19 protein-coding genes are annotated in these 18,687 nt (G+C 65.2%); 8 read left to right on the forward strand and 11 right to left on the reverse strand.

The window, feature by feature from the left end:
- Positions 1-158 precede the first annotated feature (158 nt).
- Positions 159-845 (forward strand): O-methyltransferase, encoded by a 687-nt coding sequence (locus M1247_RS16120; protein WP_317157346.1) that lies wholly within the window; start codon positions 159-161, stop codon positions 843-845.
- Between the two features lie 38 nt (positions 846-883).
- Here the strand turns inward: M1247_RS16120 and M1247_RS16125 are convergent, their stop codons facing one another.
- Complete coding sequence (locus M1247_RS16125; RefSeq protein WP_317157347.1) at positions 884-1,150, reverse strand: YdeI/OmpD-associated family protein; 267 nt, start codon at positions 1,148-1,150, stop codon at positions 884-886.
- 165 nt (positions 1,151-1,315) lie between these two features.
- Between M1247_RS16125 and M1247_RS16130 the strand changes: the two genes are divergently transcribed.
- Positions 1,316-1,927, forward strand: a complete 612-nt coding sequence (locus tag M1247_RS16130) for a hypothetical protein (protein ID WP_317157348.1) — start codon at positions 1,316-1,318, stop codon at positions 1,925-1,927.
- A 123-nt stretch (positions 1,928-2,050) separates the two neighbouring features.
- Positions 2,051-2,698, forward strand: a complete 648-nt coding sequence (locus tag M1247_RS16135; RefSeq protein WP_317157349.1) for a GAF and ANTAR domain-containing protein — start codon at positions 2,051-2,053, stop codon at positions 2,696-2,698.
- Between the two features lie 152 nt (positions 2,699-2,850).
- Here the strand turns inward: M1247_RS16135 and M1247_RS16140 are convergent, their stop codons facing one another.
- Positions 2,851-3,006, reverse strand: a complete 156-nt coding sequence (locus tag M1247_RS16140) for a hypothetical protein (RefSeq protein WP_317157350.1) — start codon at positions 3,004-3,006, stop codon at positions 2,851-2,853.
- 131 nt (positions 3,007-3,137) lie between these two features.
- Complete coding sequence (locus M1247_RS16145) at positions 3,138-4,553, reverse strand: FAD-dependent oxidoreductase (RefSeq protein WP_410506880.1); 1,416 nt, start codon at positions 4,551-4,553, stop codon at positions 3,138-3,140.
- 224 nt (positions 4,554-4,777) lie between these two features.
- On the opposite strand from M1247_RS16145, the gene M1247_RS16150 reads away from it, so the two are divergent.
- Positions 4,778-5,596, forward strand: coding sequence for an adenylate/guanylate cyclase domain-containing protein (locus M1247_RS16150; RefSeq protein ID WP_317157352.1), 819 nt, complete (start codon positions 4,778-4,780; stop codon positions 5,594-5,596).
- Positions 5,597-5,619: 23 nt separating this feature from the next.
- On the opposite strand, the gene M1247_RS16155 is transcribed toward M1247_RS16150, so the two are convergent.
- A complete protein-coding gene (locus M1247_RS16155) occupies positions 5,620-6,237 on the reverse strand; it encodes an FKBP-type peptidyl-prolyl cis-trans isomerase (RefSeq protein ID WP_317157473.1) in 618 nt (205 codons plus the stop codon).
- Between the two features lie 25 nt (positions 6,238-6,262).
- Positions 6,263-7,204, reverse strand: coding sequence for an SDR family oxidoreductase (locus M1247_RS16160; RefSeq protein WP_317157353.1), 942 nt, complete (start codon positions 7,202-7,204; stop codon positions 6,263-6,265).
- Between the two features lie 50 nt (positions 7,205-7,254).
- Here M1247_RS16160 and M1247_RS16165 point away from each other — a divergent pair, with 50 nt between their 5' ends.
- Positions 7,255-7,827: a TetR/AcrR family transcriptional regulator gene (locus M1247_RS16165; RefSeq protein ID WP_317157354.1), complete on the forward strand. Its 573-nt coding sequence runs from the start codon at positions 7,255-7,257 to the stop codon at positions 7,825-7,827.
- Between the two features lie 6 nt (positions 7,828-7,833).
- On the opposite strand, the gene M1247_RS16170 is transcribed toward M1247_RS16165, so the two are convergent.
- Complete coding sequence (locus M1247_RS16170; protein ID WP_317157355.1) at positions 7,834-9,981, reverse strand: acyltransferase family protein; 2,148 nt, start codon at positions 9,979-9,981, stop codon at positions 7,834-7,836.
- A gap of 1,134 nt (positions 9,982-11,115) precedes the next feature.
- Between M1247_RS16170 and M1247_RS16175 the strand changes: the two genes are divergently transcribed.
- Positions 11,116-12,387, forward strand: a complete 1,272-nt coding sequence (locus M1247_RS16175) for a S1C family serine protease (protein WP_410506887.1) — start codon at positions 11,116-11,118, stop codon at positions 12,385-12,387.
- Here M1247_RS16175 and M1247_RS16180 read toward each other — a convergent pair.
- From M1247_RS16180 to M1247_RS16200, 5 genes are all read right to left on the reverse strand, one after another.
- Positions 12,384-13,571, reverse strand: a complete 1,188-nt coding sequence (locus tag M1247_RS16180) for a sulfotransferase family protein (RefSeq protein ID WP_317157356.1) — start codon at positions 13,569-13,571, stop codon at positions 12,384-12,386. The genes M1247_RS16175 and M1247_RS16180 overlap by 4 nt on opposite strands.
- Positions 13,572-14,513 carry a zinc-binding dehydrogenase gene (locus M1247_RS16185; protein WP_317157357.1) on the reverse strand — a complete coding sequence of 314 codons (942 nt, stop codon included), beginning with the start codon at positions 14,511-14,513 and terminating at the stop codon, positions 13,572-13,574. It abuts the gene before it with no gap.
- A 153-nt stretch (positions 14,514-14,666) separates the two neighbouring features.
- Positions 14,667-15,308, reverse strand: a complete 642-nt coding sequence (locus M1247_RS16190) for a TetR/AcrR family transcriptional regulator (protein WP_317157358.1) — start codon at positions 15,306-15,308, stop codon at positions 14,667-14,669.
- A gap of 57 nt (positions 15,309-15,365) precedes the next feature.
- Positions 15,366-16,280: an MBL fold metallo-hydrolase gene (locus tag M1247_RS16195; protein ID WP_317157359.1), complete on the reverse strand. Its 915-nt coding sequence runs from the start codon at positions 16,278-16,280 to the stop codon at positions 15,366-15,368.
- Between the two features lie 81 nt (positions 16,281-16,361).
- Positions 16,362-17,282 carry an alpha/beta hydrolase gene (locus tag M1247_RS16200; RefSeq protein ID WP_317157360.1) on the reverse strand — a complete coding sequence of 307 codons (921 nt, stop codon included), beginning with the start codon at positions 17,280-17,282 and terminating at the stop codon, positions 16,362-16,364.
- A 227-nt stretch (positions 17,283-17,509) separates the two neighbouring features.
- Between M1247_RS16200 and M1247_RS16205 the strand changes: the two genes are divergently transcribed.
- Together M1247_RS16205 and M1247_RS16210 are read left to right on the forward strand one after the other, a co-directional pair.
- A complete protein-coding gene (locus M1247_RS16205) occupies positions 17,510-17,998 on the forward strand; it encodes a DinB family protein (RefSeq protein WP_317157361.1) in 489 nt (162 codons plus the stop codon).
- A 36-nt stretch (positions 17,999-18,034) separates the two neighbouring features.
- Positions 18,035-18,637, forward strand: coding sequence for a class I SAM-dependent methyltransferase (locus M1247_RS16210; RefSeq protein ID WP_317157362.1), 603 nt, complete (start codon positions 18,035-18,037; stop codon positions 18,635-18,637).
- The last annotated feature ends 50 nt before the right edge of the window (positions 18,638-18,687 follow it).

Raw genomic sequence — 18,687 nt, forward strand, 5'->3', positions numbered from 1 at the left:
TGCCCACCTCGGTGATTGAGTTCGACGTCCTGTCCCGGAAAGTTTAGCTACTCGAAGCGATCGGTGGACAACGCCCCGGCGGCGGCGTGGACTGCATCGAAGTTGTTATGTAGGTTAGGCTCACCTAACTAATCGATGGCGCTTGAAGGAGAGACATCATGGACACACTCACCTCTGCACCGGTCGCCGATGTATTGGCCCGATTGTTCGCTGAAGCCGAAGCCGCGGACGAGCCACTCGCGGCACGATTCGCTGAGGGCGACCGTGGTGATGCTGTCGCACAGCTCCTGGACGCGGAGGCCGCCGACTACAAGGGTCTCTATCACGGCTTTGCCGACAATTTTCTGAGCATTTCAGCCGAACTCGGCCGGTTTCTCTACATCTGTGCGCGCGCCCGTCAGGCGGAACGCATCGTCGAATTCGGCACGTCGTTCGGCATCTCCACCATCCACCTTGCCGTGGCGCTGCGTGACGGCGGCGGCGGTCAACTCGTCAGCACAGAGCTTGAGCCCACCAAAGCCCGACGCGCACAAGAGAACCTGGCCGCCGCAGGGGTGGCCGATCTCGTCGATGTCCGGGTCGGCGATGCTCTCGAAACACTCCGGGGCGGCGTCGGTGGCCCCGTCGATCTCGTGCTGCTCGACGGAGCATTCAGCTTGTACCTGCCGGTCCTCAAGCTGCTCGAGCCCAATCTGAGCCCGGGGGCTCTGGTGATCGGGGAGAACGCCATCGACGAGTCAGGTGATTACCTCGACTATGTGCGCAACCCCGACAACGGGTACCGCAGCATGCCTCTTCCCTTCGCGCCCGGTCGCGGCAACGAAATATCGGTGCGCACCGGGTGATCCGACAGCAGCAGAAGGAGAGCCCAGGTGGCGGGCGCCTATTTGCCGGTGGCCTCGCGGTGCTTGCAGCCCGGCCAACAGCACGGTCGCCGCTTGCCTTCCTCCAGCTCTTCCTGGGTTCGACGAATCCGGCGCTTGCGCGTCACCTCTTGCTTGGCGTCCTCGACCCAGCAGATGAACTCGTTGCGCGCCAAGGGCGTGATGTCCTGCCAGGTGGCGAGCGCGGTGCCGTTGGCGGTCAGCGCCTGGCGTAGGTCTGCCGGCAGCGTGTGCACCACCCCGCCGGGCACCCGCGGACCACTCATACGGCCAGGGTAGCCACTGCCGCACTGTCCAGTGATGGGCAGACGACGTCGATATGTGCGACGATGCCGTTTACGCTCGGCGCATTCGCGGTTGAACTGAGAACCGGAGACGATGGTCCGCCTCTCAGTATCTCCAGCGGTGTAACAGGGAGGAATGCCGGATTCATGACCGAACAGCACGGCGTGACGCTGTCCGTCAGCACAGCGAAGTTCGCGCTCGCAGGCCTGGCCATTGCCGGTACGGTGCTGGCCGCGGCTGTCCCCGCTGCCGCGGATCCGGCGGTACCCGGCCCCGCTCCGGCAGTGCCGGATCCGGTGGCAGCGGCTCCGGGCCAACCCGTCCTGCCGCCCGACGCCGCGGGTCCGCCGCCACCGCCACCGCCGGGCGCTCCGCCCTCAGTGCCCGAGATTGCGAATCCCGTTTATGGATCCGGCCAATTCGGGTCGGGCCCGCTCGGGAGTCTCAGGGATATCTGGCACCAGGCCCAGAACCCTTACGACCTTCAAGGGCCCACCGGGCAACCCACGGCGCCTCCGCCCGGAGCCGGGGTGTCGCCGCCCCTGCCACCGGGATACGTGTCGATGAATGCACCGGGCTCCGAGACTCCTTCGAAGATCACGGACCCCGGCGGTGCGCCCGCGGCGGGCGCACCCGCTCTGCCGCCCGGTTACTACCCGTTGCAAGGACCGCCGCCGCCCGGGTACGAGTTCAACTCGCCCAATGGCGCGCCGGCCCCGCCGGCCCCGCCGGCACCGCCGGCGGGTCCGACGCCCTAGCGACCTACGCCCCACCCGGCCGACGAGGCGCGGCCGGCGTGCCGCCAATGTTGTGTGCGACTGTCCAACATCGGTAAGACTGTCTCTGTGACCCAATTCCAGAAGCATGAGTTGGCGACGCGGATGGCCGAGTTGGCGCGCAGCGTTGCGGCACCGCGCAGCCTCGATGAGGTGTTCGCCGGTGTCACCGCGGCCGCCGAGGAACTCATTGGCGGGGTGGACGCCGCTGGAGTGCTGTTGATCGGCACCGGCGGTGCCTTCGAGACGTTACCGACAGACCGCGGGTTCACCCATCGACTCCATGCGCTGCAGATGGAGTTCGATGAGGGGCCGTGCGTTGAAGCCGCACTTGATGAGATCGTCGTCCGCACCGACGATTTCCGCGAGGAGAAACGCTGGCCGCAGTACGCGCCGGCCTGCGTCGAGATGGGGGTGCTGAGCGGCTTGTCGTTCAAGCTGTACACCGCGGACCGGACGGCGGGCGCGCTCAACCTCTTCGGCTATCAGCCCCATGTCTGGAATTCCGAGGCAGAGACAATCGGCTCCGTGCTGGCCGCGCACGCCGCAGCGGCAGTCCTGGCCAGCCGGCATGGCGAGCAACTGCAAGCGGCGCTGGCTAGTAGAGACCGCATCGGCCAAGCCAAGGGCATCATCATGGAGCGCTTCAAAGTCGATGATGTCCAGGCCTTTGAGATGCTGCGAAGGCTCTCCCAGGACAGCAACACGAAGCTGGTCGACCTGGCCAAGCAGATCATCGATACTCGCGATTGAACGCGCGCTGGGCAGACGAATGTTGATGCGAAAAAGCCTCCAGCCCATCCGTATTGGGTGAAACCGCCCAAGGTGGGGATGAGCTGGAGGCAATTCAGGCGCATTCAGCGCAGCGTGCTACCGCGAAACTGGGTCGAGTCGACCATCAGGCGCTAGAACCAGGCTTTTCGACCGCCCACAGGACGGCCGACTGCGCCGAGGATCCACAGCACGATTCCGACGACGACCAGGATGCCGCCGATCGTGTAGAGGATCGACAGGCTGGTGAAGTAGCCGATCAGGAGAAGGATGACGCCGAGCACAATCATTGCTGAATCCCATCAGGTTGTGGTTACGACTTGACCCCTTGGGAATTGCCACATCCGTCAACTTTTAAACTTTTCGGCCACCGATCGGGCGGTGACCTCTTGGTCAGGGTTGCTGCCACACGCGATGGTGGCTACGTGTCGGCCCACGAAGCAGTCACGGTCGCCCCGGAGCGTCGAGCGCCCGAAGGCGGCGTCCGGGCCGGGTCGAGGCGGGGGCGCCTGCTTCTCATGACGCGCAGTACAAACGCCGGCTCCAGCAGACTGACAGGGGAGTCGATCATCCCGATGACACGCAGGAACCGTAGCGTCACGGCCGTATCGCTCTCAGCTGCCGACAGCACTCGATCCAGGTAGGCATTGCTCAGTCGGATCGCTACCGGCACGGGCCCCTTCACCTCGGGCAGGGCCAGATCCGAACCTGCCGCGCTCTGCCACGCGATCCGGATCTTCTTGGCGCTCGAGCGGAAGAATCGGCGCGATAGTTCCCTGTCCCCGCGATTGAGACACTCGCGCAGGACGAGTGCTTCGACCGCAGCGACCGTCATCCCCTGACCGTAGATCGGATTGAAACTACAGATCGCATCGCCGAACACGAGTAACCCGTTCGGCAGCCGGCGCATCTTGTCGTAGCGTCGCCAGCGGTTCGACGGAACCCGGTAGTGGACCACCTCTCCGAGCGGCTCGGCCTGAGCGAATGCGGCGAGTGCCCGGGCGGGTGCGAAATCGGCGGCAAAGCGCAGCATTTCGCTGCGTGTCCCGGGTGGTCTCTGGCCGGCCATGGCCCCGACCGTGAACATGGCCGTGTCGTTCTCATAACCCATCGCGGCGAACATTCTGGGGCGGCCGGGTTCGGGGAAGATTGCTGTGAAATCTTCGGTGAGAGCGCCGGGTGCAATACGCACCGGCTGGCAGGCGTACGCCAGATTGACCGTCACCTCATCCTCCGTGGGGCGGCCATAGCCGAACTGCTCGAGGAAAACTGGAGTGCGAGAACCGCGTCCGGTCGCGTCGACAACGAGGTCGGCGGCCAGTGTTGTCGCACTGCTGTTCTCGCGGTCCACCACCTCGACGCCCACTATGCGGCTGCGGTCCGGGGTGGCTGAAAGGGCCAGTACGTCATGGTGTTCGAGCATGACGACATTGGAAATCTGCCGCAGGTGTCGAAGCACGTGCCATTCCAGAAACGGCCGACTCTGGAAATAGAACGGCATGCATTCGGGAGCTGGCGTCCGGCCGCACCTCACCAGCTGATGCCCACCCACCGACAGGCAGAGTTTGGCATAGTCGCCGTCCCATCTGCCGGCCCCACCGGCCACGAGCTCGTCGAGAATCCCTGGAAACAGCTCGTCCAGAATCTGTGCCCCGCGCGCAAGTAGCGCATGGATGAGCCTTCCCTGTGGTACTCCACGGCGCGGGACCGGTCCGGTGGGCAGCACATCGCGCTCCACCACGGTGACGGTGCGGTAGCTTTCGGCCAGCACCCTGGCGGCCAACAGTCCGCCCATGCTCGCGCCAAGAACTATTGCTCGCTCGCCTATGACCGGCATTTCTCCACCTCGCCTCGAACCCGACCGGGTGCCTGGTCAAACCAGTGTTGGGTCGGCGGCGGTGGCGCACTAGCGTAGCCGGGTACTCCTTTTCCGGTTCGCATGGTGCTCCGGTTCGGCAGTGCCGCTACCGGCCGTCGCGTCGTGAGATTCGTCGTCCGTCATAGATACTGGCCGGATGATGACATTCGCCTCCGCGGCGCACGACCGTTGAACCACGACCGTTGAACCCAGCCATCCTCTGGGCCGCTGCCGGCGTCGAGTTCGCCGGACTTGTCACGCTCACGGTGCTGCTGATCGTCGCGCGCCGGAAGCTGAAGGGAACGCGACGTGAGCTTGAGCGCGTTCGGAATGACAAGCCGCGGCGTCGTCGACCGCGCGGACTGGCGCCTGTCGCGATCAAGACGGTATGGCAGACCGCCGACTCGCTGATCAACAAGGGCGTCCGCGCCACCGTGCGCAACTCGATCGAGGATCTGGCCGGATGGGCGCGGGTGGAACGGCCCGACCTCGCGAGACTGACCGCAGGCGGCCAGGTTGTGCTTGTTTTCTCCGACATCGAAGGCTCGACCGAACTCAACGATGCGCTTGGGGACCGCGAGTGGGTGAAACTTCTTGAGCGCCATAACAAACTTTTCCACAAGCACGTTGACCAGCACGGTGGGCACGTGGTGAAGACTCAGGGCGACGGGTTCATGATCGCCTTTGCAGATTCCCGGCAGGCGGTGCTGTGCAGCATCGGGGTGCAGCGGGCGCTGCGTGCCGACCCTGGGCGCTGGGATGAGATCCGGGTACGAATGGGCGTACACATGGGGACGTCGGTCCGACGCGGCGACGATCTGTTCGGACGTAATGTCGCCATGGCCGCGAGAGTGGCCGGCCTTGCCCAGGGCGGCGAGATCCTGATCAGCGAGCCGGTCCATGAAGCCGTCGCGGGGCTGGCCGGTGTCCGATTCGGGCCGCCCCGTGACGTCGAACTCAAAGGATTACAGGGGACCCACATGCTGTATGAGGTGGACGGCAGTGAGTCACCTCAGGACTGAAATCGCGCCTGAGAGTGCGATGCTCAACTGGCCTCGAGAATCTTGATTGCGAAGATCAGTGAGTCGCCCGGCTGGATGCCGGCGGCCGGCTGACCGTCGGGGTAGCCGTCGGCAGAAGTCATTGCGACAGCGACCGTGGATCCGACATTCTGTCCCGCGATAGCTTTCTGGAATCCCGCCACGACGCCGTTGAGCGGGAAGTCAACTGGGGTACCCCGCTCATAGCTGTTGTCGAACACCGAGCCGTCACGCCCATTGACGCCCATGTAGCACACAGAAACCGTGGCCGTGTCCTCGACAACCGGGCCATCACCGGGCTGCAGGGTGTGCACCTGGGTTTCCGTCACGCTGAACGGCGCCTCCACCTTGATGTTCGGGGCATTCGTATCGGTGGACCCGGTCACCCCGACACTGCCGGTGTCGCCGGGCAACGTCCATTCGGGTGTGCCATTGCTGTCGGGAGCAGCAGTCGGGCACGTGCTGGCTTCGGTTGCGGTTTCGGTGATCGACGGTGTGAGTGCATCGGCCACCGACGGCGTGCTTGTCGCCGTAGCTGCCGACGTATCCGTATCGGAGCCGCATGCGGCGAGCGTCATGGCAATCGACGTGGCACAGGCGGCGAGCACGACGGCAGAAGGCACACGAGAGAAGTTCACGGTCGCCACGCTACAGCCGCGTCAGGCGGTCATTGCCGGTAGCCCCGCGATGGCTGCACCGCCGGCCAGGCCCACTCGGCAGATCGCAGGAGCGGAGTTCTCGCCGTAGCGAAGCGGCGAGAACGCGGTCGAGTGCCCGGTCGGGGAGGACGCGCACCAGGCGGGTGATCAGGGCCGCATCCCGGCCCACGGTGTAGCGGGTGCGCGGGTTGCGCGCAGTGGTCGCCCGTGCGATCACCTTGGCTGCGGCGTCAGCGGGCAAGCCCGACAGGGCTGATGACGCCGCTTGCGCCGTGATGGCGTGCACCAGTCCGCCGTAGCGTTGCCTGTGCTCGGGCGTCATGGCAGACACCCGCTCGTGCGCGGTGGTACCCGCTTTGCCGAGCATGTTGGTACACACGGCGCCCGGTTCGACCACGACCACTTGTACGCCGAGCGGTGCGAGCTCGCGCCGCAATGAGTCGCTGACCGCTTCGAGGGCGAACTTCGTTCCGGCGTAAGGCCCGTAGGCGGCCATGGCGACCTTGCCGCCCACGGAGCTGATGTTGACCACGCGGCCCCTGCTGGCGATCAGGGCCGGCAGGAGAGCCTGGGTGACGGCCACGTGGCCGAAGAGGTTGACTTCGAACAGGCGTCGCCAGTCGTCGATCGCGAAAGCCTCGACCGGGGCGTTGGCCTGGACGCCGGCGTTGTTCACCAACGCCCGCAGTGGGCGGCCGTCCGGGTCCTCACGCACCCGGGTAGCCAGCGCCTCGATGTGGTCCGGATCGGTGATGTCGATGATCAGCGGCTCAATCCCGGGCCCCCGGATCGCGTCGGCGTCCCGGTTGCGCCGGACACCCGCGAGGACGTGGAATCCCCGTCGGGCCAGTTCCCGCGCCGTCGCCGCGCCGATGCCGGTGGACGCACCGGTGACTACGGCTAACGCCCCGACTTCAGATGACAGTGTCATCTCAACAAAGTTACCAGTTCAGATGACAGTGTCAACATAAGATGGGTGGTGTGAATCGCACGGAATCAGCCGCCGCCACGCGCCGTGCTCTGCTCGACGAGGCCACCGAGCTGCTCGACAGCGGCGGTCCTGACGCCGTGACGCTGCGCGAGGTGGGCGCACGGGCCGGGGTGAGCCGTGGTGCGCCTTACCGTCACTTCGCCAACAAGGAGAGCCTGCTGACCGCGGTCGCTGCCGAGGGTTGGCGGCGCGTCGGTGATCACATGCATGGGTTGCAGACCGACTCGCGGCTTGCGTCCATGGCCAAGCTCCGCGCGGCGCTCCTCGGGCTCGTCACCGTCAGCAGGCGTCAGCCGTACCTGTACCAGTTGATGTTCAGCGCGCCGGCGGGGGATCCGACTGCAGTGGTGCGGGCCGCCCAACGCGGCTGCGACGAGTTCGTCGCCATCGTCGGCGACGTCGTCGGCGAGCAGAACGCCCAGCGTTGCGCGGCCATCCTCCTGACCGGTGCGCATGGTGCCGCCGGCCTGGAAGTCAGTGGCCTGCTGCATACCGACAAATGGCATACGAACGCCGAGGAACTGATCGACGGCCTGCTCGCTACCGTCACGCAGGCAGGCTGAAGCGCATCACAAGTGGCCTCGGGGAGGTGGCCACCAGCCGGTGGCGGCAGCGATCTGGCGTCCGAGTTCGTCGGCGAGGGTGCGGACGTAGGTGGCGGAGAGATGGTGAGAGTCCCGGTAGATCAGCACATTTCCCTCAACCGCTGGACAGAATTCGTTCTCACACAGGGCATCGGTCATATCGAGTGTCCGCAGCAGTGGAAATCGTCCCGCCACGTCCAGTGTCGGATCGCGCTCCGCGAGCGCATCCGAGCGTTTCACGCCGCAGCTGACGGCGTCGCCGTCACCGGCCAGGCAGTCGGCAGGGTCGAACAGCTGGCCGTCGCGCACCAGCCAGGGGGTGTCTCGCACCCCGAGAATGCCGATACCGCTGTCGGACAGCATGTTCCAGATGGGAAGGTAGCCGTCGGGTGTGTAGTCGCCTGGCTCGGATTCGCGCGGCCGGGTCGTGGTGGTGAACACGTAGTCCGGGCGGTCGGTGAGCAACTTGGGCACGACGTGTTGGACCCACTCATGGCACCGCGAGTACGACTCTGGCGGGGAATCCATCGTCGGCAACTCCTCGGTGGTCAGGAGGCAGCCCATTTTCAAGTACGTGACGACCTTGAAGTGGTGTTGTCGACCCAGCTGATCCAGTGCTGGTATCCAATGCTCGGCATGGGACGCCCCGACCACCGCGACAACACGTTCGGCGTTGGGATCTCCGTACGTGCAGTTGGTCAGCGCCGGGTAATCCGAGTCGTTACTGCAGCCCGCCGCCGCGGGCGGCGGCAGGTCACGACGAGCCTCGAACACGGTGGGACGTATCGGCAACTCGGGCGCCTTGGCGTTATCGGTCAGCGCCCGCGCGCCCGGGTAGTCGTGTGCAGGCAGGGCAGCGAGCTGCGCGTCAACGGACCGGTGCACGATCACGTGCTGGCGCCAGCCGAACGCAGAGGCTGTCAGCGCGACACCGAGCAGCGCCACCGTCGAACCCAATGCGATCGTCGGCCGCCGGATCCGCAGCCACAACGGTTTCGGGTCGATCTCGCGCGCCGGTGCGGACGTCTGTTGAGCGCGCAGCGGGTTCTCGACGAACCGGGTGGTCAGGTACGCCAACACGCCGGAAGCCAGTAGGACGCACGCACCTTCGACGAAGCTGACCCGGGATCGACCGGCGTGTGCGAGCCAGAAGATCAGCAACGGCCAATGCCACAGATACAGCGAGTACGACATCGCGCCGAGCGCGATCAGCGGCCTCGTTGCCAGCAGCCGGTTCGCGAACGGGAGGCGATCACGCGGACCGGCCGGCTGATTGGCAGCGCCCAGAATGATCAGCACCGTGGCTCCGACCGGGACCAACGTCCACGGCCCGGGGTACTCCGCGGCGCCATCGATCAGCACGCCGCAGGACAAGACGGCCGCGAGCGCGACAGCTGTTACCGCGGTGCGTAACCACATCGGCCACCGGATGTGGGGCACCAGCAGCGTGACCAGCACGCCGAGCAACAACTCCCACGCGCGAGCGAAACTGTTGTAGTAGGCGCTCTCCTGGTCGGCGGTGTGAGCGGAGACCGCATAGACAAACGAGGCGACACACAGTGTGCTCAATGCCACGACGATCGCAAGCCGAGTGTGCCTGACGAGAGAGCGGCGCAGCAGGTATGCGATCACGAAAACGAGCATCAGTAAGGCGGCGTAGAACTGGCCCTGCACCGACATCGACCAGATGTGCTGAAGCGGGCTGACCGCCTGCCCGGCTTGCACATAGTTGGATGCGGTACCCGCGAGATGCCAGTTCTGGTAGTAGCCCAGACTCGCCAGACTCTGGTCGGCGAACGCCTCCCAGCGCGTCTGGGGCTGAATCAGCACGGTGAGAACGGCTGAGGCGGCCAGGACGACGACGAGCGCGGGCACCAGCCTGCGCACCAGTCGGCGCAGGTTGTGCAGTGGTACCAGTGTCTCCCCGGGGGTCAGCGCGGTGCGTAGTACCGAGCCGCCGAAGAAGAAGCCCGACAGCAGCAGGAAGACATCGACGCCGCCGGATACCCTGCCCATCCAGACGTGAAACACCGCCACCAGTGCAATGGCAATGCCGCGAAGGCCGTCGAGGTCGTGCCGATACCAGTCTGTGTGCGGGAGGATGGCGGTACGTCCGAACGGCACATCGGCCAAAACCCATCACCTCACCGGATCGACGTTCAAATCACTCTGACCATCGCCGCGCGGGATTCCGTGGGTACCTGCACACGGCGTCAAACTCCATTACCTTGAGTTGCTAGCTTAGTTCACGGCTGTGCACGGCGGGCAGTGGGCGCAGCGTCCGTCGAACATGAGCGACCAGCGCGTAGCTGGTTGACGGCAGCGGATCCCTGGTGGCGCAGCCCCGGGTTCGAGGTCGGCACTGGTGCCGCTTGAGCGCGTTGGAAGATGAATTCAGCTGATAGCACGCATGTTACAAGGTCACGGTGCTGCGACTGCCGTTCACCGCCGCTCTCAGAAGCTGCAGATGGTTTGCTGACTCGACCCACGCGGGCAGCGCCGAAATCCGAGGCCAGGATGCTGCGGGGCCCTTACGGGGGACCGTCGTCTCGTTTGCTGGCGCTTCGGGTGACCGCCGCTGCCCCGGTGAAGCGTCTTCCGCACCAACGCCTCAATCACGCCGTGGTGCACATCACCGCAAATGGTGAAGGCGAGTCGTTGTGGGCGGGCGCATCATTGAGTCGGTACGCGAATCCGGAAGTGTGCAATGCCGGCGGAGAACGGTCGTGTCGGTGTGAATGCGGCGTCGGATACATTGAGAGCGAAAAATACGGATAGGGTTAAATGCACTGGACAGCCCCATGATACGAATTCATGCGGGTGACTCGTGATATTCGGTTGGCGGTAATCCATCGACGAAGCCCCAGTCGTGAACTCGGTTGGCCCGGATCGAAAGCCGGATAGGTGGCCAAAAACTCTTGGCCAGAACCGAACCCCTTCTCAGCAAAGCCTCAGTCGGTCAAGGCACCCTTTGCGTAGGCGCCGGTGCGGCGCATGCATGTCTGTGTCTCAAGGAAGAAGAAGTCAACGCAAATGAGCTACTGGGCAAGGAATTCGTCGTCACAAGGTGGCGACCACGAGTGGTCACCGAAACAAGCTACGGACCAACAGGATCCGAGCCCGTGGAGCCACGGTGGGTATCAACAGCCTGCCAGCACCACGATGTACCACGCTGCCTACCCCACACATCCCGAACTGAATCAGCAGCTCAGAGACCCGCTGCCCCAGCGGGACCCGCAACGGCCAAAGCGCACGCGCGTCGGTGTACTGGTCTGCGGTACAGCGGCGGTGGCCATGGTGGCCGGTGCTGCGTCAGCGGTCGCGGTGATCGATCATTCCGAGCGCCCGGCGCTCAACGCTCAGGCGTCGGCCCCGGGACCCGTCGGCAAACCCTCGCCGGCAGCAGGCTCTGCTCCCATCCGGCCGAACGGTCCGGCGCCGACCGGATCTGTCGAAGAGGTGTCGGCAAAGGTGTTGCCCAGCGTGGTGAAACTGCAGATCGACACCGGGCAGGGGACCGAAGAGGGATCTGGGATCGTGCTCAGCGCCGACGGCCTGATCCTCACCAACAATCATGTCGTGGCCGCGGCTGCCCAAGGTGGCGGCGAACGGGGGCCGATGGCTGCTGATACCGCCCCCGATGGGCCTCTGCCTGGCCTGCCGCGCGGGTTGTTCCCCGGCGGATCGTTCCCGGGCAGTGCGGACGGTCCTTATGCCCAGGATCCCGGTGAGGGACGCAGCGCCTGGCCTTCGGGCCGGACGAGTGCCGCAGTACAGGCGACCGCGACGTTCTCCGACGGGCAGACGGTCCCATTCTCCGTCGTCGGCACGGACCCGGACGACGATATCGCGGTGGTCCGGGCCCAGGGCGTCTCCGGACTCACGCCGATCACCATCGGTTCTTCGAAGGATTTGAAAGTCGGGCAGAACGTCGTGGCGGTCGGTTCACCGTTGGGTCTGCAGGGCACGGTGACAACCGGCATCATCAGCGCACTGGACCGCCCGGTATCGACCGGCGACGAACAGGCCGGCCAGCATTCGGTGATGAGCGCCATCCAGACCGACGCGGCGATCAATCCGGGCAACTCCGGCGGCGCCCTGGTGGACATGAACGGCGACCTCATCGGGGTGAACTCGGCGATAGCGTCGCTGGGCGGTGGCCAGGGCGCGCAGAGTGCTCAGAGCGGTTCGATCGGTCTGGGATTCGCCATCCCGGTGGATCAAGCCAAACGCATTGCCGATGAGCTTGTCTCTACCGGGACCGTCCAACACGCCTCGCTGGGCGTCCAGCTCGGCGCGGACAATGACGGCCACGGCGCGGCGGTCGCGGGAGTGGTCGACGGTGGCCCTGCGGCGGCTGCGGGTCTGCCCACGGGTGCGGTGATCACCAAACTCGATGACCAGGTGATCGACGGACCCGAGTCACTGGTGGCCGCGGTTCGTTCCAAAGCGCCGGGCGACGATGTCACGTTGACTTACGGTGATTCGTCGGGTGCGTCGCGGACCGTTCAGGTGACCCTGGGGCAGCTGCAGTCCTAAGGGGCTGGTGTCGTTCTATCGCGCCGCTGCTTCTGCCGGGATGTCATAACGCTCGACGTACTCGGCGAAGCGCTCCCGCAGTTCGGCGGCGTGCAGTCCGAAGTCCGCAAGCTGGTACCCGTGGGTGCCGAATCGCCCCTGGGATTGGCATCGATGCATCCTGAGATCGCCGTGCGTGCCTTGTCCGTGAACTCTCGACCGCTTGCGGCGTAGATGTCTCCGACTGTGCCCATCGGATCGCTGACGAGGTCGGCGTACTGCACGTCGATGACCTTCGACTCAGGATGATGCTGGCGGAAGGTCTCTATCCGCTCAACGGATTTCACGAGCATCTGTGTCCAGTGTTCGGCGATGTAGCTGGTGTGGTCGGCATCGCTGAAGGTGCTCGTGAGGGTGGAGATGAGGCTGCACGCCGAAGCGCACAGCACCGTCGGATCACGGTGCAGAAGGACCAGCTGTGCGTCCGGATACACCTCGATCAACTCATGCAGTGCGATCGCGTGGTTCGGGCTCTTCAACGTCCATGCGCCGCGTCTGCCTCCGCTCTGCAGAACCTGCAGCACCAGGCGGTGATACCGGTAGGCGGATCGATAATCGGATTGCATGAGCCAGGCGCTGTAGGACGGCACATTGGCCATCGCTTCCCACGTGAGGCTTTTGAAGTCCTGACCCAGCAGGGTGATGCACTCCGTGGGGCTGTCGGCGTCCTCGTGGTGGACGACCCTCATCTGCGGATTGAGTGACTCGAGCATCTCGATCGCAGCGTTGGCCGCATCGACCCGGGGACCCGATCGGTACATATCCGGCGATGGGGGAGGGACGCTGTCGGCGGCCTCCCACCGCAGCAGCGCCCGGTTGGCGGGGTCCTGGTCCAGCAGCTGGCTCAGAAACGTCGTGCCCGCCCGGAACATGCCCACCACCACCAGAGGCGCATCGATGCGCTCATCGAGGATGGCCGGGTGCCGACGAACCCAGTCGTTGATCCGCAGGCGATTCACCAAGCCGCCGATCATGTTCTGCTCCACCGCGAACCGGCCCAGCTCGCTCAGCTGTGCCTCGTCGTTTGCCGACGCGCACAGAACGGTGAGACCTTCGGCGAAGTCATCGGGTCCGAAGTCGTCAGAGCCGGCCTGTTCGACTGCGGCTGCCATCACATCGTCGGCGTTCATCATGGGCATGGCCATCTATCCGCGCCCGACCGTGACGACCGTGCGTCCCATGGTCCGTCGCTGTTCGTGATCGTCCAGGGCGCCTGCCACCTCGTCCATCGCGATCCGCCTGCCGATCACCGGGTGCACTCTGCCCGTGGCCAACAGGTCGAGGAGCGCACCGTGGACCTCTCTGCCCACCTCTGCGGGGAAGATGTTGAGGCCGAATCGGCGGAATTCGACCGGCAACTCGCCGTAACCGAGGATCACGCCGAGCACCGTGATGTTGCCCATCGAGACCTTGCGCAGGGGACGCCCGGTGAGACCCGACTGGGGGTCGTCGTTGAAACCGACCGGCAGATATCGGCCTTCCCGGGCCAGGCAGGTCCAGATGACCTCGGTCTGGTCACCGCCAACGAGGTCGACGGCCACGTCGGCGCCGTGCCCGTCGGTGCGGGCATTCACCTCATCGAAGAGATCGCCCGCGGTGTGGTCGATGGCCGATGCGCCGAGATCCTCACAGAGCCGCACCTTTTCGGGGCCGCCGGCGATCGCGATGACGTTGGCGCCCGCCGCGACACCGAGCTGGATCATCGCGGTCCCGACCGCGCTGGCACCGCCCACCACCAACAGGTTTTCACCGGAGGTCAGTTTCGCGCGTCGGTGCAGCGCAAGGTATCCCACGTGGAACGGCAGCGTGAAGGCCGCCGCCGTGACGTCATCCAGGCCGTCCGGCGCATCGAAGGTGGTGGTCGACGGGGCGATGGCGAACTCTGCCAGGCCACCCAGGGATTGTTTGGTCATTGCGACAACACGACGCCCCACCCACTCAGTGGCGCCGTCGCCTGCCTTGTCGACCACACCGCAGGCGTCCATGCCGAGCGTGAAGGGCAGCTGGCCCATGACGCTGGCCACGGTGCCACGGCACCGGGCGATGTCGCCGAAGTTCAGTGAGGCGGCGGATACGGCTATCCGCACTTCTCCGGGCCCGGGTGTAGGTTCCGGAACCTCTTGAACCTCAATGGCTTTCGCAGGATCATCATGACGAACGACACGGACAGCCTGCACTCGTCGACCTCCAGCCTTGCGTGCAGCGGTACACGCTCCGGCCACAGTAATAAGCAGGGGTGCTTATGTCAATGGAGGTACGGGCGCAGCCATGGCGGCAGCGGCCATGGCGACGAGATTCCGCACGAACGGCTCGCGGTCCAGCTGTGGGCGTCCATGCCGCGTGTGCCGTTCCAAAAGACGCGCGCGGTCGGCAATGGCGCGCAGAATGAACATCACCATCAGCGAAAAACGTTCGGTGCGTAGGGAATTAGTGAGATTCTCGGTTCGCGCGGTGAGTAGTTCGAAGACCTCGTTTCCACCGGTCCGTGCGAGTACGTCCTGCAGTTCCGCGCTGTACTCGGACATGTCCTCACCGGTCAGTTCGGCAATGATCAGCAGGCAGCAGCGGCCCTGCCAGCCGCTGTCGGCAAGCTCCGCGGCGGGGCGTACCAGGGCCTCGATGACGGACTCGAGGCCGGTCGCCTGCTTGGCGACTTCCAGCAGCTCGCCCTCCCGGTGCGCGAGGAAAGCTGTGTGGCGGTCGATGACGGCGCACAATATGCCGTCGCGCGAACCGAAGTGATAGCTGAGTGCGGCCCGGTTGCGCTGGCCTGCCTGGCGGGTGATGTCGATCAGCGACGCGTTGAACACACCGTCGCGGGCAAACGCCCGGGCCGCACTGTCGAGCAGCTTGGTCCTGGTCTTCGATGCGTCCGGCGGCACCCGTCCGATCCTAGAAGGTCGGTGCGGGTTGCCGCCGGATTCACGATGCGCTCGTGGTCAGTAATCCCAGACGGCCGGGACCATCCGGAAGCCGTTGCCTGCGACCGCCACGTGGCAGACCGACGGGAACGGCAGGTGCGTGGCCACCAGAGCCTCGCCACTGGCCGCGAGCTCCTTCAACAGACGTAGCCGCACCCGGGTTGATTCCTCGGGATCGTGTTCGAAGCCGTTCTGCCACTCCGGGTTGTCGAACCCGGGCTGGAACACGGCGTCACCGGCAAACGTCAATGCCTGCCCGCCGGACTCGATGCGCACGATGCTGTGGCCCGGAGTGTGACCGCCGGTGCGGCGCAGCAGCACGCCGGGGGCCACCTCATACTCGGTCTCGAACGGCTGCAGGTGGCCGCGGTAGAGATCCAGGAACTGCGTGGCGGTCCGCCGGAGTACGTCCGGAATCGGTGTCGGCATGACGGTGTGGGAGAAGTCGGGCGCCTCCCAGAACTCTGCCTCGGCCGCCGCCAGGTGGACCCGCAGATCCGGCCGCAGCTGGTTCCTCAGCCCGTCGACCAGGAGTCCGCCGATGTGGTCCATGTGTAGGTGGGTCAGCACCACGTCGGTCACGGACGACGGATCGATCCCGGCGGCGACGAGTCTCATCGCCAACTGCCCGGCCCGCGGGAAATCCGGAAACTCCGTTCCCAGGCCGGAATCGATGAGGATGGTCCTGCCACCGCTGCGCACCACGGCCACATTCAGCGGCCAGTCGATGACCTCCGGCGGCAGGAACATGTCATCCAGCCAGGCCGACAGGTCGGCGGGAGCGGCGTTGGTGGCCATCGTGACGGCGGTGATCGGCAACACCCCGTCGCTGATCACCAGGACGTCGATCTCGCCGACCCGCAGCGCGTAACGCGAGGGAACCAACTCGTCATAACCCGGCTTGCCGGGATGTGTGATGTCGACCAAGCTCATGTTCTTCTCCTCTTGAGGGCTGATCCGAAGACATTGTGGAAATGACCTGTCGTCTCGTAGAACGCCCTCCGGCCGAAAGACTCATCCAGCCGATTCGAAGCGGCTCCTGAGCCACGCATCGATGTCGAGTACGGCGCGTCGGGCGATCGGAGTGGGATGGTTCGAGAATCCATGTGGAACATGGGGGTACAGACGTAGGTCGACGCAATTACCCGCTGCGGACAGCCTGGCCGCCATGGCCAGGTTCTCGGCCAGCACCACGTCGTCGGATCCGATGACCACGAGGGTCGGCGGCAGACCGCGCAGGTCACCGAAAGTGGGAGAGATGTCGGGGACCGTGCGGTCGCGTACGTGGCCGACGTATGCCTCGATGAAGTATTCGTCAGCGATGGTGCGGCCGGCGGGGGTCTGGCCACTCAGGTCGTATGTGCCTGCTTCGAGTACGGCGCCAACAAGGGATTTCGCAAGGCCTCGGTCGCGAAGGCGCAGCAACGTCGCCATGACCAAGGTCGACCCCGCCGACATGCCGCCCAGCGCGATCTTCGTTGTGCCGAACCGTTCGGCCGCAACATCAAGTAGCCAGAGAGCGGCCGTTTCGCAATCGTCCGGGGCCGCAGGCCAAGGGGACTCCGGCGCAAGCCGGTAGTCGACGGTCACCACGGCCATCCCGAGTGCCTCCGCGATTCTCGTGTTTCGGGCATCACTGTGCGCCGCTGAACTCAGGTAAAAGCCACCCGCCGGGAAGAAGAGATACAGCCCGTTCACGTCGCTGTTGCTCGGAGTGACGATGCGCACCGTCACACGCGTGCCGTCGCGCTCGACCGTGTGCTCGGCAGCAGGGCCCGGTGCGGTGGCTTCGGCCAACCTGGCGGATCGCGCCACCTGCAGTTCTGACAGCGAACTCGGGCCGACACCGGCGGGTCGCGACTCATAAAACGATCGCGTGATCGCCAACTCGTCATCGTTCGCGGGTTCGAACAGATCGGTAAGGGCGAGTTTCATGCCAGGCTCCGTCCTCTGATGTGGGGCATCATTGTCGTCGGGTCCGGGGCCGTATGGCGTCTTCGGCACGCCGCAGCGCATACTGGCCCTAAGTGACGGCGGTGAATCCGCTCCTTTCCCGGTCTTTTCCTGACACCGGACGTTTCGTCTCTCCCCTCTGAATTCGATCGGCACCGGATGCCGGTTGCCGTTTGTCCCACCCACACAACTGAACGGAGTGAAAGTCCATGAGCCCCATCGGAATTACCACCGGTGCCGAGCGATCGGTCATCGAGAGCATGCTCGACCGTAACCGTGAAGCGCTCATCGCGACCGTGCGCGGCCTGTCTGACGAAGACGCCCGCCGACGACTCGTTACGTCGCTGACCACACCCATCTCCCTGATCAAACACGCGGCTGCCGCGGAACGGATCTGGTTTCAACGGTTCTGGGCGGGACTCGACGAATCGGAATGCGATGGATACTCGCGCCGCGACGAAGGCACCTTCGCCGTTGCCGAGGACGAATCTTTGACCGCCGTCATCGCCGAGTTTCAGCGCGCAAGCCGGCGTTCACGAGTGATTGCGTCCCGCTTCGGACTTGACGACACCAAGGAACATCCCCATGAGGGCACGGTCAGCATGCGGTGGACCCTGCTCGCGATGATCGAGGAGTTCGCCAGGCACGCCGGGCACGGCGACATCCTCCGCGAACAGATTGATACCCGCACACTCTGACCGCTGGCCGCGCGCAACCGGTGTTACCGTCACGTCGTGGGTGGGAAGCAGCGCCAACGCTGGAATCACAACATTCACTACCACCGGCTGGTGCTCGATGCGGTACCGCTCAATTCGCGGTCCGCTCTCGACGTAGGGACGGGGAACGGGTTATTGGCCGCTGATCTCCGTCGAAAAGTTCCGGAGGTTGTCGCGATCGACATGGACGACGAGGTGCCGGAAGCCGCGCACGAGGAAGTCGACGGTGTCGAGTGGATCCGCGGCGATGTGATGGCCTACCCGTTCGACCGGACGTTCGACGTCGTGGCGTCGGTCACAACGTTGCACCACCTGCCCGATCTCACGTCAACTCTTCGACGTCTCGCGGAGCTGACATCCCCCGGCGGTGTTCTGGTCGTGGTCGGTCTGGCACGGTCCTCGCACCCCTGGGACTTCGCCGTCGGCGTGCTGGGAGTGGTCCAGCACCGGTGGCTGTCATGGCGGCGAGGCTACTGGGAGCACACAGCGCCGACCGTTTGGCCGCCGCCACACTCGTATTCGGACGTGCGCGAGTGCGCGATCAGGGAGCTTCCCGGCGTGCGATGGAGAAGGCTGCCGATGTTCCGCTATGCGTTGATCTGGACAAGGCCTGGTTCCTGATCGACGTGGCCAGCGGGCACTGGCAGTAATGGATTGTAAAGCGGTTGACA

Source organism: Mycobacterium appelbergii, assembly GCF_032883035.1.
Taxonomy (GTDB): domain Bacteria; phylum Actinomycetota; class Actinomycetes; order Mycobacteriales; family Mycobacteriaceae; genus Mycobacterium; species Mycobacterium appelbergii.

Bases quoted from the DNA above. Each gene is read 5' to 3' on its own strand.
- M1247_RS16120 (WP_317157346.1), top strand. From the start codon at position 159: ATGGACACACTCACCTCTGCACCGGTCGCCGATGTATTGGCCCGATTG.
- M1247_RS16125 (WP_317157347.1), bottom strand. From the start codon at position 1,150: ATGAGTGGTCCGCGGGTGCCCGGCGGGGTGGTGCACACGCTGCCGGCA.
- M1247_RS16130 (WP_317157348.1), top strand. From the start codon at position 1,316: ATGACCGAACAGCACGGCGTGACGCTGTCCGTCAGCACAGCGAAGTTC.
- M1247_RS16135 (WP_317157349.1), top strand. From the start codon at position 2,051: ATGGCCGAGTTGGCGCGCAGCGTTGCGGCACCGCGCAGCCTCGATGAG.
- M1247_RS16140 (WP_317157350.1), bottom strand. From the start codon at position 3,006: ATGATTGTGCTCGGCGTCATCCTTCTCCTGATCGGCTACTTCACCAGC.
- M1247_RS16145 (WP_410506880.1), bottom strand. From the start codon at position 4,553: ATGCCGGTCATAGGCGAGCGAGCAATAGTTCTTGGCGCGAGCATGGGC.
- M1247_RS16160 (WP_317157353.1), bottom strand. From the start codon at position 7,204: ATGACACTGTCATCTGAAGTCGGGGCGTTAGCCGTAGTCACCGGTGCG.
- M1247_RS16180 (WP_317157356.1), bottom strand. From the start codon at position 13,571: ATGGCCATGCCCATGATGAACGCCGACGATGTGATGGCAGCCGCAGTC.
- M1247_RS16195 (WP_317157359.1), bottom strand. From the start codon at position 16,280: ATGAGCTTGGTCGACATCACACATCCCGGCAAGCCGGGTTATGACGAG.
- M1247_RS16200 (WP_317157360.1), bottom strand. From the start codon at position 17,282: ATGAAACTCGCCCTTACCGATCTGTTCGAACCCGCGAACGATGACGAG.
- M1247_RS16205 (WP_317157361.1), top strand. From the start codon at position 17,510: ATGAGCCCCATCGGAATTACCACCGGTGCCGAGCGATCGGTCATCGAG.